Here is a 13,015-nt window from a genome sequence, read left to right as displayed (position 1 = left end):
TACGAGGCATAGCGAATAGTAAAATTGGGTTTGGCGATTTGATTTTACTACTTCGCTATTTTTTTAAGCTAAAAGTGTCAACACACCCTAAATATAACTCGATTTTTTAGCTAACAGATATTTTAAAAAAAATTTATCCAACCATGTACAACCTAATCTTATTTGTATGATAGTAATCATTAATCTTTAGCTAAGTGTTGTTGTAGATCTGAGGATGATTCTATTAATAACCTATAAACACCTATATAAAAAACCCCGGAAATATACCGAGGTTTCTTCATCTTCCACACTATTTCTATCCTCTCGACAAGCTACTCAAAGACATTATCCTATCTTGTAAGAAACTCGTGCAGGAGGATTAGCTTAACGCACAATATTGGTATGATGATCTGTATGGTGTACTGTTTTACCCAACTTCGTTCCTGTATAAATCAGGTACAATGCCGACAAACCAACCAATACATAAACAATTCGAGATAAGGCGCTCATATCACCAAAGATCGCAGCGACCAAATTAAAATCGAATGCACCAATTAAACCCCAATTGATGCCACCAATGATTGTTAAAGCATAAGCAATCCAATCAATCGTATTTAATCTCATAAGTGTTCTCCTACTCTTATTTAAGTTTATTTAAGGATCAGAGAAAGTATGAGAATCTCAGCGCATTTAATATGTAGCTTTGATGCTAAAAACGGATTTTCTGTGTTGACTTCCTGTCAATTTTTAAGCTGTAAATTTTACTTAGGTGAGTTTTATTTGACTTGTTCGATATAAACGTAAGCTAAATCACTTTTTGCTCGATGCGATATAGCTAGGAATTCTTGTTTGAAACGGCATAGAAATGTCATAAAAAAAGCCGATCTTGCGACCGGCTTGCTGTATTTTTTCTCAAATTAAGCAGCGCACGCTTTCGCCATTAATGCCTCAATCTCTTCTACCGTTTTGACGACTTTCGCGGTTAAAACTAGCGGGCCATTTGCAGTGGCCACCACATCATCTTCAATCCTAATGCCAATTCCACGCCATTTAGCATCTACTGTTTCATCATCAGGCGCGATATAAAGACCCGGCTCAACGGTCACGACCATACCCTCTTCATACGAGCGCCATTCACCGTCCACCTTATAAGCACCGACATCATGCACATCCATACCGAGCCAGTGTCCGGTACCATGCATGTAGAACTGGCGGAAAGCTTCTTTTTCTATAATGTCGTCAATATTCCCCTGCATCAAGCCAAGATCGAGCAAACCTTGCACTAGGATGCGCACTGCAACATTATGTGGTTCTTTATACGAGTTACCAATTTGCACAGCATTAATTGCAGCAATTTGAGCATCCAGCACTACATTATATAAAGCTTTCTGTTCCGGGCTAAATTTACCATTCACTGGAAAGGTACGGGTAATGTCTGAAGCATAAAGCTGATATTCAGCCGCAGCATCAATCAGGACCAAATCGCCATCTTTCAGTTCTTTGTCATTTTCTACATAATGCAGGATGCAGGCATTCTCACCGCCACCGACAATACTGTTGTAGGCCGGAACACCGCCATTTTTGCCAAAGATATAATTCAGCTCAGCTTCCAGTGCATATTCCATCATGCCCGGGCGTACTGCTAGCATCGCTTGAGTATGTGCATCAGCAGAAATATCGGAAGCAATCTGCATCAATTCAATTTCATTTGCATCTTTATGCAGACGCATTTCATCAACAATACGATCCAGCTGAATTACTTGCGCTGGCGCAGAAGTACCACGACGGCTTTCACCACTTGCAGTTGCAATCCATTTGGCGACACGCGCATCAAACTCTGCATGCTGTCCAATGCGATAAAATAACTGATCTTTATTTTGTAACTTTTCTAATATTTCTTCATCCAGCAAATCAATCGCATAGGCTTCATCTGCATCATAATCCTGAATAGCCCCATCAATACCCGCGCGGTAGCCATTCCAGATTTCCATTTCACGGTTGCGTTCACGACAGAACAAACTGTAGCTATAGCCTTCTTCTTCAGTGTCAAAGGTTTCAATCACAGCCACAGCTTCAGGTTCCGCGAATCCGGTTAAATAGAAGAAACTACTGTCTGCACGGTATTTATAATCTGCATCACGGTTACGCATGGCTACCGGACTGGTCGCGATAATAGCGATACTGCGTAAACCGATTTCCCCTGCGAGGATTGCGCGACGTTCCTCAAAAACTGCCTGTGTCAATTTCTTCATTACACCTTACTTCTTTCTTATCGATCAATACTTGTATTTAGAATATAGTCTTGAAATCAGACTATAGATTTCACTGTAAACAGCAAAATATATGCCTGATTTCAAGCAGGTGATGACTCACCTCAGCATTTCATCAGCTTGGACGTTTAGGCGAGAAAATCTCGACTACACTTTGCGCTTCTGTAGTAGCGACTTTAGGCTGATTTTTTTGACTAAATTGCTGTAAGAGGGGCGTTTCTTCAACTTCGACCTTTTTACGCCCTAAAGACAGACTGACAGGAATCAGACGCACAAATTCGTACAATTCCTGATAGCTTTCTTCACCTTCATCATCATCGTCTGAGTCTTCAAATTCAACTGCGGCTACATCTTGTAAATGTTCAATCAGCTCAACTTCATCCTGACGGATATGTCCTGAAGCCAGTCCGAAACCTAAGACCACGCCTGCACACCAGTCCGCCAGAGCCTGTACGCGTTCTGAAAGCACATGCTCATCATCAGGCAGCAAAGGTAAATAATCCAGCTCATCTTCAGACAGTGCATGAAACACATCTTCAGCTTCGCCCGTCAACAACTCTAATGCTTCGGCATCCAGTTCAGGTACATCCAGTGTTTCTAAAATCTGTAACCACTCTTCACTGCTTGGCGCCTGGGTGACACAAACAATGCCAGTTAGCAAACCATGTAGTTCGCTAGGGCTAGAAATTTCCTCAATTGAAGAAAAATTGCGGTGCCATTCGGTCCAACCTGAAATATCGTCTTGCATTCGTTTATCCAATCTTTATACTGCTTATATATTACCTTTGTTTGCAACACTGTGCGACCTCGATATGTTAGAAGAATTACAGCGTCTACAAGTGCAGATCGGCGTGTTAAAAACGCGACTTGCACGGCTTGAAAGTGAAAATTCCAGTTTGCGCGAAGAGCAAGACTCTTCAATGATGCAACATCAACAGCAAATTGAACAAAAAAACAGCGTGATTGCGCAAAAACAACAAGAAAATGAAAATCTGACAGAACAATTGACGGATTCTCGTGCCCAGTTTCAACTGCTTAATAATGATGCAACTGCACTGGCAGACCGTTATGGTCGTCTGGAAAAAAGCTGTACCGACCTGAAAAACCGTTTTCAGGAAATTCTGGCTGAACGGAATGAACTGCGCGTAGTTAAGGAAAAGATGATCCTTGAACAGCGTCATGCCCAGCAGGAAATTCAGCGTCTGACTCAGGAATCTGAACGTTTAACCCAGAAAAATGAAAATGCCAAAGCCAAGGTTGAAGCGATTATTCAACGTCTGGCCATTCTTGGCACTGCGCAGGATCATCACGCACAGGAAATTCAACAACTGGCCCATCCGACTGAAGCGACTGAGGAAGCCTCATCATGAGTGAACAAATTGCAATTGATCTCAGAGTATTGGGGCATAGTTTCCGTTTGGCCTCTACTCCTGACAAGCAGGAAGAATTAGAACGCGCGGCACAGTTATTAAATGACAAATATGATGAATTTCGCCGTAAAGCACCACGCATGGAACCTAGCAAGCTGATTATTATGGTTGCACTTGAGCTGATGCAGGAGGTCTTGAATATGAACAGATCACTGCAACAATATGCGCATTGCGAGCGTTTGTTACAAACTATTTTAGAAGAAGTTGAAGAACTGACTGAATAATCTCGAATTCTGTTTAAACTTCGGACATTCGACCGAACTGTTTACAGTTCATGAACAGCATAGAGTTGCCACACCGGGATTATTGTTTATAATTAACTTAACTCTGAGGTGTTCGCCAGCGGGTCTATTCCCCTGCCGATACTAACACTTATGGGTGTGTTCTGTATATTTAGAGTGTATGCCCATCTCCGTATGGGAAACCCAGCAAGTATACGTCGCATCCTCCTTGAACTCATCGGGTTCAGGGTAACGACACATGCAGCGGCATCTTCGGAGTACTTCAATTTCGTTTTCAAAATATAATTATAATTTTTCCTGAATTTCCTCTTATTTTAATTTTGTAGTATTTCTCTCGAACATTCCTCTAGATTCATTTTATTGATGTATTCATCATCTGGAATGAAAAAAAATCTTTAGCTATAAAAAAGATAGGGCTTTAATTACTTCCGTCAAAATCAAACAATCTTTCAGTAACTTATTTTCCTATTTTCAGGCTATTTTATCCCGATATAAAGTATGCATGGCCCAGATTGCAGCAGGAATCCAGCCTAAAATCGAAATATGAAGCATTAAGCATACTGTGGCTTCGGCTGGTCGATGAAGGGTCATAAATAATGACCAAGGGAAAATAAATGCAACAATTGATTTCATTCTTAAAACCCTCTTTTTTTGCAACGTTCTAACTTTTATATCCAGTTTTTATTGGCACTTAAAACTGGCACTTAGATTTAGATATTTTTAATAGGATCAGCAGAATCTCTGTACATGCTGTAATCCCGCGTAAAAATATCCTGAAAGCCTAATTCAGCCAGCTTAAATGAAGCTTAAAAATTATTTTAAATCCGCTAGCCTTTGCATATTTTCAATCAAAATATTGACGTTTGAATGAAACAGTCTTTGCTTTAACTTTTACTTTCCACAGATTCAGATCCGAATAAAATCCTGAATCCCTAAACCTTTATTTACTTACTGCAGCTGGTGTACACAAGGGTGATACTCGCCAAATCACATCACCGACATCATCAGCAACCAAAATGGCACCTGAAGAATCTACCGCCACACCGACCGGTCGCCCATATGCATCGCCCTGATCGCTTAAGAATCCAGTCAAGATATCTTGAGGTGGGCCCATCGGTTGTCCATTTTGAAAGGGAATAAAAATCACTTTATAGCCACTGTGCGGTTTGCGGTTCCATGAACCATGCTGGCCAATCAGCGCACCGTTTCGATATTGAGGCATCAGATCTGCCCTATAGAAGGCCAAGCCCAATGATGCAGTATGATTGCCCAATGCATAATCTGGTGGAATGGCCTGCGCAACTTGCGCAGGATTTTGCGGTTTGACCCGGGTATCTACATGTTGGCCATAATAACTATAGGGCCAGCCATAAAAAGCGCCTTCTTTGACAGAGGTCAGATAATCAGGAACCAGATCATTGCCGAGTTCATCACGTTCATTTACCACCGTCCAGAGTGTGCCACTCTGGGGTTGCCAGTCCATACCATTCGGATTACGCAGTCCGGTAGCAAAAGGTCGCGCTTGAGCACTGGCTATGTCAAATTCCATGATTAGTGCCCGGCCCTGCTCCTGCTCTAGGCCATTTTCAGCGACATTGCTGTTGGAACCCACTGTAATATAGAGTTTGCTGCCGGCAGGATTGGCAATGACATTTTTGGTCCAGTGATGGTTTAAACGGCCTGCCGGTAAATCCAGCACCTTGGTACCGGCTGCTGTAATTTGAGTCGCACCGTTCTGATAAGGAAAGCGCATTAGGGCATCAGTATTCGCCACATACAACATATTGCCGACCAGTGCCATGCCAAATGGAGAATTGAGATTCTGTAAAAATACGATTTTTTGTTCAGCCACCCCGTCTCCATTGCTATCGCGAAGCAGACTGATGCGGTTGGCACTGGGGTGCGATGAACCTGCACGTTGCATCACCCATTTCATGATTTTGCCTTTGATCCCTTTGCTGTCATCGGGCTTAGGCGGTGCATCGGTTTCAGCCACCAGTACATCACCATTCGGCAATACATACAGCCAGCGCGGATGCTGCAACCCTTTGGCAAATGCCTGAACTTTTAAACCTGTCGCTGTTGTCGGCATTTTACCTTCAGGCCAACCTTTAGCAGGTGCAATATTGACCGTAGGCAGCAAGCTTGATTTTGGTTTGGGCAAATGTGGCTGGGAACCATAACTGTCATTGATGGGCGATTTGGAAGGCATGGTACATCCAGTCATGGTTAAGAGAAGTGCACAGCCGGCACCTGTAAGTAAAAGTTGAATAGGCTGATGAAGCATTTTTATCTCTTGTTATTATCATCCTCAACTTACTTTAAAAAACAATTTGAGATGCCACTAGCGGGTTCTTGTTTTTTCTGGTTATGAATTGGTTATCAATTTTAAGTCAGGTCTGATATTTTTCTTGCTATAAAATAAATTTATCCTGATTAACTTACGCAGGACTAGAGGATAACATTTCCAGTGTAATTTTTTTCACCTCATTACGGCTGTGCCGGATATGGGCATCCAATATAGAGAGACAGAACGCTGCATCTTGTGCAAGTAATCCCCTTAAAATCTGTTGATGTTCGGCATAGGTGGCCTCAATCCGATAATCTTTGGAAAAATCCAGACGGCGTATGATGCGAATTTTCTCGCTGATCTCACTATGTATTTTTGCCATTTCTGTATTGCCGGCTGCAAATACCAAATGACAATGAAATGCTTCATCTTGTGCAGATAACCGCCTGAGATCATAGATATATTGTTCTGGTTGAATACACCAGGTTTGAATCAAAACAGCCAGAGCAACCTGCAACTGGTCTTTGGGCATCTGACAAAGTTGTTCGACTGCATAACCTTCCAATAAAATCCGCAGATCATACAGTTCTTCATAAACTTTAAAGTCTAGTGACCGAACCTTCCAGCCACTTCTAAACTGCACCTCGACATAACCTTCCTGCTGCAAGCGATACAAAGCTTGCCGAATAGGTGTACGGCTGACGGCATAGCTTTCAGCAATTTCCGATTCGGTAAACCGCTCTCCCGGCATCAGTTTAAAGTCAAAAATATCATTTTTAATTTTCTGGAGAACCAGCTCAGACAGATTGTCTGAGCTTTTTCCGGTCGCTTTAGTACTTGGATTGCGAACAATAGTCATGGCTCACTCCATTACTCCATATAGACCAGTGGCTCACCACTATGCACGGTCTGACCAGAACGGCAGATAATCGCTTTAACGATACCATCATCGTCAGCATAGACCGGCAGTTCCATTTTCATGGCTTCAATGATGGCCACCGTGTCGCCTTTTTTCACAATCTGCCCCGCTTCTACAAAAATCTTCCAGATATTGCCGGTCATAGAGGCGTTGAGAGGGACATACTGGCTGTAATCGGTGTCATCCTGCAGCACTTCTATTTCTACAGGTGCATCAAACTCGTCTTTCCAGCGTTCTACCTCGGCACTAAAAGCAGCCTGCTGCTGCGCTTTAAAGGTGGCAATGCTGTCCTGTTCTGCAGCAAGGAAATCCTGATATGCTGCAAAGTCAAACTCGCATTCCTCAATTTTGATTTCTGCCAGACCATGGGCGAAATCAGCACGGAACTGATCCAGTTCGGCCTCAGTGACCTCATAATATTTAATCTGGTCAAAAAAGCGTAAGAACCATTGCTGATCGCCAAACTGCTTGTTCTTTTTAAACTTATTCCAGATCGGTACGGTACGGCCAATCAACTGATAGCCACCCGGTGAGTCCATGCCATAAATACACATATACATACCACCAATCCCGACTGTACCTTCAGCGGTAAAAGTACGGGCCGGATTATATTTGGAACTCAGTAAACGGTGGCGCGGATCAATGGGCACTGCACAAGGTGCAGTCAGATATACATCACCTAGCCCTAAAATCAGATAATTGGCATCAAAAATAATGTCTTTAACTTGCTGACGAGTGTTTAGACCATTGATTCGCTGAATAAAATCGACATTATTCGGTAGCCATGGGGCCTTGGCACAGACACTTTCCTGATAACGCTCAACCGCACCCAGAGTCGCTGAGTCCTCAAAGGCCATGGGTAAATGGATAATTCTTGAAGGTATTTTAATGTCACGTAAATCACCCATCTGTTCTTCAAGACCAAGCAGGAAGTGAATCAGTTGCTGCTGGCTCAAACGCAGACCATCATATTTAATCTGCAAGGATCGCACACCAGGTGATAATTCCAGGATACCGTCAAGATCAGCTTCACGGATCAGTTGCATCAAGCGGTGTACGCGCAGGCGTAGGGCCAAATCCAGTACGTTATCACCGTATTCCAGCAAGATATAACTGTCACCTGCCTGACGATATACAGCTTTTGGTGCATCTGGCGTAGCTTCACGCAATGCCAGGATACTTTCTGCCTGAACTGTAACGATTTCAGCCTCGCTGGTTATCTCTGCCTTGGCAAAGTTTTGAAGGGTTTGAATTTGCTGCCGCTCCAGCGCATTGGCCTGCTTTACCGAGATTGGATAGAAGCTAATCGTGTCATCGGCTTTCAGTTGACCAATTTTCCAGAGTTCAGCTTTGGCAATGGTCACCGGACAGACAAAGCCACCCAGGCTCGGACCATCTTTGGCAAGAATTACGGGGAAATCACCGGTAAAGTTAATCGCACCAATGGCATATTCACAGTCATGTACATTGGATGGATGCAGACCCGCTTCACCGCCATTTTCACGCGCCCAGCTTGGCGTCGGTCCGGTTAAACGGATACCCAATCGGTTCGAGTTAAAATGCACTTTCCAGCTTGATGCAAAAAACTCCTCAATATATTCAGCTTTAAAGAAATCAGGAGCGCCATGCGGACCATAGAGCACACCAATTTTCCATTCCTTGCCATAACTTGGAATCAGATCTGTTGCCAAAACTTCAGGTTCTGCAATCGCTAAAGGTAGACCATCGGCCGGCAGCTCAGGATTCACCATCTTAATCATGTCACCAGCCCGTAACATTCGGCCTGCATGTCCACCAAAATTACCTAAAGCAAAGGTAGAACGGCTACCCAGATATTCCGGCACATTCAGACCATTTCGTACAGCCAGGTAGGTTCGGCATCCAGATTCAACCTGTCCAATTTTTAGGGTTTGGCCTGCTTTTACCTGAACAGGCTGCCAGAAATTTACTGCTTCATCATCCAGACTTACCGGACAAGGTGCGCCAGTTAAAGCAATGATATTTTCTGCATGAAATTTGAGGATTGGACCTTGCAGGGTAAATTCAAACCCGGCGGCGGCCTCGACATTCCCAACAATTTTATTGGCCAGCCGGAAAGCATAATCATCCATTGGGCCTGAAGGCGGTACACCAATATCCCAATACCCGACACGACCCGGATAATCCTGAATCGAACTTTGTGTACCCGGCTGAATCACCTCAATCACATTCGGCACATATTTGAAATCATCCAGCATGCGTGTCCAGATCTGCATCTGTTCAAAACGTGGATCTGAAATAACAGTATGCACATAATCCAGATTGGTACTAATCCCGTTCAGACGGGTTTCAGCCAAAGCCGATTTAAGCGTACGAATGGCGATATCACGGTCTTCAGCATGCACAATAATCTTGGCAATCATTGGGTCAAAGTATTGGGAAATTTCAGTTCCGGTACTCACCCAGGTATCGACCCGGACATTTTCCGGAAAAAAGACATCGGTCAAAATCCCTGGACTCGGCTGGAAATTCTTGACTGGATCTTCTGCATAGATTCGTACTTCAATCGCTGCACCCCGAGGCTGAATACTGCTTAGATGCTTCCAATCCAGAATATCGCCTGCTGCGATTTTCAACATGCATTCGATCAGGTCTAAACCGGTCACCATTTCAGTGACAGGATGTTCCACCTGCAAACGGGTATTCACTTCAAGGAAATAAAACTCGTCACGTGCTGCATCGTAAATAAACTCAACCGTACCGGCACTGCGATATTCCACCGATTTGCCCAGTTCAACTGCCGCCTGATACAATTTTTGACGGGTTGCTTCAGGTAACTGTGCCGCTGGTGTTTCTTCCACAACCTTCTGATTACGGCGCTGCAGTGAACAGTCGCGTTCGCCCAAAGCCACCACCTGTCCCTGTCCATCTCCAAAAATCTGAACTTCGACATGACGGGCTTTATAGATAAAGCGTTCTAAAAATACTCCGGCATCTTTAAAGAACTGCTCGCCCAGACGTTTTACACTTTCATAAGCCTCCCGAAGTGCGTCTGCATCATCACAACGGGTCAAGCCAATTCCGCCACCGCCTGCTGTGCTTTTTAGCATAATTGGATAACCAATTTTTTCAGCTTCTGCCAAAGCTTCGTCCAGACTATTTAGCAGACCTGTACCGGGAGTCATGGGTACATTGGCAGCTGCAGCAAGTTCACGCGCCCTGTGTTTTAAGCCGAATTCCAGAATCTGCTCCGGTGTTGGCCCCATGAAAGCAATATTATTTGCTTCGCAGGCACGGGCAAAGTCAGCACTTTCTGACAGAAACCCATAACCCGGGAAAATTGCTTCGGCTCCGGTATTTTTGGCTGCAGCAATCAATTTTTCGATACTCAAATAGGTATCGCCAGGTTTGGTCCCTTCTAAGGACACTGCAATATCTGCATCAATCACATGCTGTGCATAACGATCTGTTTCTGAATAAACGGCGACACTGGTTACACCCATTTTTTTTAATGTGCGAATGGCGCGAACGGCAATTTCGCCCCGGTTTGCAATCAGTACAGTTTTAAACATGTGAATCCCCTTTTATTCTCTCTATTTTTTGAATCTGCTGAATGGATCTGTTTCGTTTTTTTCTGATTCAGCTGCTGCATATAAACCCGCTATCGACTATGTTCACTGCTCTCTGTCGTAGCCTTTGATGCATACCTTCCGCAAATACAGCTTTTTTAAATGCATCGATTTTTGCTTGAAGAGGTGCAGCATTCTCAACCGAAATCCAGACAAGTTCACCCACCTCAACATGGGTAGTGCGTTGAGCAAGATGATTCAGTTGAAGCTGTTTTGGCTGATCGGCATCGCGCCATTTTCGGACTGTCCAGCCGATCATTTTCTGATGAAGCATTCTGTATCCAATCTTGTATCCAAGTTTGAATACAGTTATGCAGAACTTATGCCAGTTTAATTTTCTATATTATTTTCAATATTTTAATAAAATTTAAGATGTATAAATTAGGGAGAATTTCGTTAGATGATTGTTTTTGGTTCAGGCTGTTTTCAATTCAGTGCAAAAATTATTCTGAAACTCATATTGCATGATCTGCATCATTTCAACTTTTGCAATACTCATATAAAAGCCCATCTGTTGATGAGCTTTTAAGTGAACTATTCTATTTAAAGCTTAGGGTAGCAATAAAAATTGAGTGTATTAAATACCCGAATTGAAGGATTTGAATCAGCGTGCATTCGTCGTTGCCGTAATTCATTACTTCACAGGAATCATTAAGTGCTGATAAGGCGTCCCAGACCACATGACATAGGGCACAGCGGTATCGGGTTGCGTATGCTTAGGATACATATCATAGAAACGAGCTTCAGCACCGACGATTATGACATGGGGACCCGTTTTAACCCAATGATTGCCCGCACTAGGCTTCTTGGCATAGGGATCGACATTACTGGCATCCGTACCGCCTGCTAGCATATACATAAAGCCTACTTTCCCGACTGTGGGGGGTTATGTCCCATCCAGGCTTCTGCCCATTCTAGAGCGGCCTGATCCATGCACATCGGATCTGGACCTGGCGTGGTCGGATTATCCGGCATACAGGTAAAACCATTATTGCCCTTGCGCAAGGTACGCATTTTGCCATCTGTACCGACAGCGACAATCGTGGCCGCAGCGGCTACTTTCTTAGGTCCAGCAGTCATGGCACTCGCGATGGCTTTCTTATCGGCGGCAGATGAAGCTGCGCCTGAGCTGGCTTTGCCCGACATGGGCGGTTCAACGGCTAAAGCGGCAGGTGCAGACAGCGCGACCCATCCCGCCATAAGCAGTAATTGAGGAAAATTCATGGCACATTCTCCTTGAATCATCCTGAAGAAATTGGATTTAGGTTCAGATCAAGTTGGATTAATCTGAAATTTTTGTAACGGATCCTTATAGAGTTGAGGGATAATTTGAGTTGATCAAAAGAAAGGAGAAGATTTAACTATTGCAGTGAAATTGCGCTACACAGCAATATCAACTGCAATGAAAGACAATATCTTTGGCGCTTAACCACGAAATGCTGCTTCGATCACGGAGATGTCAATTTTCTTCATGGTCATCATCGCATTAAATGCGCGCTTGGCCGCAGCACGGTCAGGACTGTTACAGGCGTTGATGAGGACCACTGGCGTAATCTGCCAGGAAATGCCCCACTTGTCTTTACACCATCCACACTCACTTTCCTGACCGCCATTGCCAACAATGGCATTCCAGTATCGGTCTGTTTCTTCTTGGTCTTCAGTCGCCACCTGAAATGAAAATGCTTCATTGTGTTGAAAGTCAGGGCCACCATTCAGTCCAATGCAGGCAACGCCCATCACCGTAAATTCGACGGTGATAACATCGCCTTCTTTTCCGGAGGGATAATCTCCGGGTGCAAGATTGATCGCGCCAACTGAGGAGTCTGGAAAGGTTTCTGCATAAAATCGTGCTGCACCTTCGGCATCGTCATCATACCAAAGGCAGATGGTGTTCTTCGCAATATTCATCATGTTCAATCTCCATTGATTTAGGTCTTACGCGCTCTGCCTAAGCACAATGTGTCTTATATATCGGTCGAGAATATTCATATGACCCCTTGTCTATCTTTCACCAAAAACAGAATAAACCTACTTTAGAATTGTATTTTTATTGATCGAAAGCTGTTTCAAAGTGCTTAAATTGATGCGTTTCCAGAGTTTGTCACTGAACGATGGATTGCTTGGAAAATCGTGAATCAAAGAAAATGAATTGACCGTTTCGAGATATTAAAAAAATTAGTGATATAAGGGTCTGTTGACATTTACTGTTCATAATTAACCCTATAAAGGTAGCCATAAAAATATACAGGCTAAAGCAACAGAACTTTGATAATTTCT

At 43.6% G+C, this 13,015-nt stretch carries 13 protein-coding genes and 1 other RNA gene; 3 read left to right on the top strand and 11 right to left on the bottom strand.

The genetic code is table 11. From position 1 onward, the window contains the following. Positions 1-363: 363 nt before the first annotated feature. From NI464_RS15055 to NI464_RS15045, 3 genes are all read right to left on the bottom strand, one after another. Complete coding sequence (locus NI464_RS15055; RefSeq protein WP_004279510.1) at positions 364-603, bottom strand: DUF378 domain-containing protein; 240 nt, start codon at positions 601-603, stop codon at positions 364-366. A gap of 293 nt (positions 604-896) precedes the next feature. Then, complete coding sequence (gene pepP, locus NI464_RS15050) at positions 897-2,231, bottom strand: Xaa-Pro aminopeptidase (protein ID WP_005107469.1); 1,335 nt, start codon at positions 2,229-2,231, stop codon at positions 897-899. Between the two features lie 133 nt (positions 2,232-2,364). After that, positions 2,365-2,997, bottom strand: a complete 633-nt coding sequence (locus NI464_RS15045; RefSeq protein WP_253139397.1) for a UPF0149 family protein — start codon at positions 2,995-2,997, stop codon at positions 2,365-2,367. Positions 2,998-3,061: 64 nt separating this feature from the next. Between NI464_RS15045 and NI464_RS15040 the strand changes: the two genes are divergently transcribed. The 3 genes from NI464_RS15040 to ssrS all read left to right on the top strand — a co-directional run bounded on the left by NI464_RS15040 (position 3,062) and on the right by ssrS (position 4,184). Continuing rightward, on the top strand, positions 3,062-3,619 hold the full coding sequence (locus NI464_RS15040; protein ID WP_004279506.1) for a hypothetical protein: 558 nt from the start codon (positions 3,062-3,064) through the stop codon (positions 3,617-3,619). Beyond that, positions 3,616-3,903, top strand: coding sequence for a cell division protein ZapA (locus tag NI464_RS15035; RefSeq protein ID WP_004279505.1), 288 nt, complete (start codon positions 3,616-3,618; stop codon positions 3,901-3,903). Before NI464_RS15040 ends, NI464_RS15035 begins: the two co-directional genes overlap by 4 nt. Before the next feature lie 97 nt (positions 3,904-4,000). Further along, positions 4,001-4,184, top strand: a non-coding RNA gene (gene ssrS, locus NI464_RS15030) — 6S RNA. 208 nt (positions 4,185-4,392) lie between these two features. Here ssrS and NI464_RS15025 read toward each other — a convergent pair. The 8 genes from NI464_RS15025 to NI464_RS14990 form a co-directional block, all read right to left on the bottom strand. Continuing rightward, entirely contained in the window at positions 4,393-4,554 is a 162-nt protein-coding gene (locus tag NI464_RS15025) for a hypothetical protein (protein ID WP_004646350.1), read from the bottom strand. Positions 4,555-4,861: 307 nt separating this feature from the next. Beyond that, positions 4,862-6,148, bottom strand: coding sequence for a PQQ-dependent sugar dehydrogenase (locus NI464_RS15020; protein WP_370940763.1), 1,287 nt, complete (start codon positions 6,146-6,148; stop codon positions 4,862-4,864). Between the two features lie 214 nt (positions 6,149-6,362). Then, a complete protein-coding gene (locus NI464_RS15015; RefSeq protein ID WP_004646348.1) occupies positions 6,363-7,070 on the bottom strand; it encodes a GntR family transcriptional regulator in 708 nt (235 codons plus the stop codon). 11 nt (positions 7,071-7,081) lie between these two features. Beyond that, on the bottom strand, positions 7,082-10,681 hold the full coding sequence (uca, locus tag NI464_RS15010) for an urea carboxylase (protein ID WP_253139394.1): 3,600 nt from the start codon (positions 10,679-10,681) through the stop codon (positions 7,082-7,084). Positions 10,682-10,748: 67 nt separating this feature from the next. Further along, complete coding sequence (locus NI464_RS15005) at positions 10,749-11,012, bottom strand: hypothetical protein (protein ID WP_253139391.1); 264 nt, start codon at positions 11,010-11,012, stop codon at positions 10,749-10,751. A 360-nt stretch (positions 11,013-11,372) separates the two neighbouring features. Further along, entirely contained in the window at positions 11,373-11,597 is a 225-nt protein-coding gene (locus NI464_RS15000) for a hypothetical protein (RefSeq protein WP_253139388.1), read from the bottom strand. 5 nt (positions 11,598-11,602) lie between these two features. Beyond that, positions 11,603-11,962 carry a hypothetical protein gene (locus NI464_RS14995; RefSeq protein ID WP_253139385.1) on the bottom strand — a complete coding sequence of 120 codons (360 nt, stop codon included), beginning with the start codon at positions 11,960-11,962 and terminating at the stop codon, positions 11,603-11,605. Positions 11,963-12,163: 201 nt separating this feature from the next. Then, positions 12,164-12,646 (bottom strand): VOC family protein, encoded by a 483-nt coding sequence (locus NI464_RS14990; protein WP_253139400.1) that lies wholly within the window; start codon positions 12,644-12,646, stop codon positions 12,164-12,166. Positions 12,647-13,015: the final 369 nt, after the last annotated feature.

The sequence above is a fragment of the Acinetobacter lwoffii genome (genome assembly GCF_024129685.1).
GTDB classification, from domain to species: Bacteria; Pseudomonadota; Gammaproteobacteria; order Pseudomonadales; family Moraxellaceae; genus Acinetobacter; species Acinetobacter lwoffii_X.
The sequence above is the reverse complement of the archived record's forward strand: the minus strand, read 5'-3'. Positions and strand labels throughout refer to the sequence as shown.

Excerpts from the sequence above, each read along its gene's own strand:
- uca (WP_253139394.1), bottom strand. The coding sequence starts at position 10,681 with ATGTTTAAAACTGTACTGATTGCAAACCGGGGCGAAATTGCCGTTCGC.
- NI464_RS15035 (WP_004279505.1), top strand. The coding sequence starts at position 3,616 with ATGAGTGAACAAATTGCAATTGATCTCAGAGTATTGGGGCATAGTTTC.
- NI464_RS15055 (WP_004279510.1), bottom strand. The coding sequence starts at position 603 with ATGAGATTAAATACGATTGATTGGATTGCTTATGCTTTAACAATCATT.
- NI464_RS15005 (WP_253139391.1), bottom strand. The coding sequence starts at position 11,012 with ATGCTTCATCAGAAAATGATCGGCTGGACAGTCCGAAAATGGCGCGAT.
- NI464_RS14990 (WP_253139400.1), bottom strand. The coding sequence starts at position 12,646 with ATGAATATTGCGAAGAACACCATCTGCCTTTGGTATGATGACGATGCC.
- NI464_RS15015 (WP_004646348.1), bottom strand. The coding sequence starts at position 7,070 with ATGACTATTGTTCGCAATCCAAGTACTAAAGCGACCGGAAAAAGCTCA.
- NI464_RS15045 (WP_253139397.1), bottom strand. The coding sequence starts at position 2,997 with ATGCAAGACGATATTTCAGGTTGGACCGAATGGCACCGCAATTTTTCT.
- NI464_RS15020 (WP_370940763.1), bottom strand. The coding sequence starts at position 6,148 with ATGACTGGATGTACCATGCCTTCCAAATCGCCCATCAATGACAGTTAT.
- NI464_RS14995 (WP_253139385.1), bottom strand. The coding sequence starts at position 11,962 with ATGAATTTTCCTCAATTACTGCTTATGGCGGGATGGGTCGCGCTGTCT.
- NI464_RS15025 (WP_004646350.1), bottom strand. The coding sequence starts at position 4,554 with ATGAAATCAATTGTTGCATTTATTTTCCCTTGGTCATTATTTATGACC.
- NI464_RS15000 (WP_253139388.1), bottom strand. The coding sequence starts at position 11,597 with ATGTATATGCTAGCAGGCGGTACGGATGCCAGTAATGTCGATCCCTAT.
- NI464_RS15040 (WP_004279506.1), top strand. The coding sequence starts at position 3,062 with ATGTTAGAAGAATTACAGCGTCTACAAGTGCAGATCGGCGTGTTAAAA.
- pepP (WP_005107469.1), bottom strand. The coding sequence starts at position 2,231 with ATGAAGAAATTGACACAGGCAGTTTTTGAGGAACGTCGCGCAATCCTC.